Origin of the sequence: Riemerella columbina DSM 16469, from assembly GCF_000374405.1 — a bacterium.
GTDB lineage: Bacteria > Bacteroidota > Bacteroidia > Flavobacteriales > Weeksellaceae > Riemerella > Riemerella columbina.
In genome coordinates, this window is the sequence record NZ_KB894271.1 from 1 (window position 1) to 2,128 (window position 2,128).

At 24.8% G+C, this 2,128-nt stretch carries 2 protein-coding genes; both read right to left on the reverse strand.

The features are described 5' to 3' along the window. Positions 1-49: 49 nt before the first annotated feature. A complete protein-coding gene (locus C237_RS0110355) occupies positions 50-298 on the reverse strand; it encodes a hypothetical protein (protein ID WP_185095103.1) in 249 nt (82 codons plus the stop codon). After that, the gene (locus tag C237_RS0110360) at positions 279-1,937 is read right to left on the reverse strand and encodes a hypothetical protein (RefSeq protein ID WP_018676417.1); all 1,659 of its coding nucleotides are present in this window, start codon (positions 1,935-1,937) and stop codon (positions 279-281) included. The genes C237_RS0110355 and C237_RS0110360 overlap by 20 nt, the downstream gene beginning before the upstream one ends. Between the last annotated feature and the right edge of the window lie 191 nt (positions 1,938-2,128).

A 2,128-nucleotide genomic window follows, 5' to 3' on the forward strand; every position in this document is an offset into this window, starting at 1 on the left:
TTAAACCAATTTATGCTTATATTTGACCAAAGACTAAGACTCTAAAAACCTAAGCATCTCTTTTTAACTTACACACTTTAAGGGATAGTGTCTTTGGCTGTGAGTGTTTCCCAATGGTGGATAAAATCACTTGTCCTGTATGCTGGCTGTTTCCAAAATCAAACCAATATCTTGGTTGGTTGCCTTGAAAACGACTACTATTTTCTGAACAATCCCTAATGATGTCCGCAATTTCAAAACGGGCGTTCACACTATCTACGCAAGTGATATACAAATTACTAATGATTATTTTTCTCAAAATTTGGCAAGACATTATTGATTTTATTAATTATAAAGTTATATGTTGCAAGATCCAACTTATTTATTTTCTTTAATTTAGACTTATATTCTAATTTCTTTTTAAAAGATTCTAAAAATTTTTTTTCAGATTTTATGCCTTCATAGATTATATTACTATATCTCCATTCAATCAGATATCCAAATTCTATTAATTGTAAATTTGATAATTTAGAAATAACCCGCCATAATTTTGAGAATTCGAAGTAAGCAAAAAAAGATTTAGCAATGCAATTATTATTAACATCCTGAAAATCATCTATAAACATATCGAAATTATCTTTAAAACGAGAAAACAAATTATCATATTTTTCTGACTCTATTTTCTCTGCTATTTCTTTATTTCTTTTATCACATACATCTATAATTTCTTTTAACTCTTTTAAATATTTTTCACTAGGATCTATTACTATTTTAGAATTAATATTTTTTACATACTCAAAATTTCCTGTATTTATTTTTTTTATCATCTTATTTTTCAGCTTTATTATATTTAATCTTAATGGATTATCAAATCTAGTGATATAATGGAACACGGTTGGAAATTCATATAATTCAAGTTTATTTTCATCCATTAATTTTATCATTTTTTTAGTTTCGTTTTTATAATCATTATACGACAAATTCATACATTTCCAATAACTTAACTTTTTGAAAACTAATTCTTTTTCTGTGAAATTTTCATTTTCAGTTCGATAAATTTCCTTCAAATCTTCAAAAAGAGAATCTTTATCTAAAATATTTGCACCAATTATATAATCCCATATACTTGGAAAAAATTTAATTTCATTTTGCGTTCTTAATTTGTATTGATGAATAAACTTTTCTACATAAACATCATGACTAATATCTTCACTCTTAACATTCTCTCCTAATAATGAAACTAAACTAAAATAACTACCCGTAAAATATTCATATAATTGTGTGAGGTTCTCATTGTCTAACATACCTAACTTGTATTCAATAGCAATTGGTAGTGTGAATTCTAAAATATCAACCAATACAGTATTTTTAATTTCTTTTAAATTTTGCCTCTCATTTATTAGTATATTCACTTGATTAAAAATCTCTTTAAAATTTTCAAAGAAAAAAATTATATTTCTTAGATTATTATCTTTTATTGATATAGTAGATGATAAGTATGAAGAATGCTCTTTAAGAAAAAGAAAATAGTCATTATTCTCTTTTCTATAACCTTCTAATAAATCGTTAATTATAGTTTCAACATTTGAATTAAAAGGTAAAGATATACCTATTACTTTTTCTCGTAGTATTGAATAATTGTCTTTTTTATCATCCTGAATCTCTTTTCTTAAAGTATCTTCGTTTGCTATTAAAATAACTTTAGCATTTTTATTTTCGACCAGATTATTTATAAAACCATATATTTCCAATAAATCTAATTTTGGACTTTTTCTATCTATATCATCAAAGCAAATCACAAGATTTGTATAGTTATTAAAATCTTCAGGCTTCAAATTGGCATCTTCAACAAATTTTTCAAGGTCAAAATTGAAATGCTTTGCAGCCACTTTCAGTATTCCTCCTAAAGCTTGTATCCCTTTATTCTTAAATAATGAATATATTTCAAAAAAAATCAATTTCCCTATTTCTTCAATTGAAGAGACTCCGAATAAAGATACTCTTATCGTTTTATATTTTTTCGATTTTAATTCAGGAAATAAAATATTATCTATGAACTGATTTAAACTTTTTTTTGGAAAACAAAAAAGGGTTGACGAAATTTGTGTTGCAAGACATAATTATTTCAAAGTCAACCCTATGATGTATA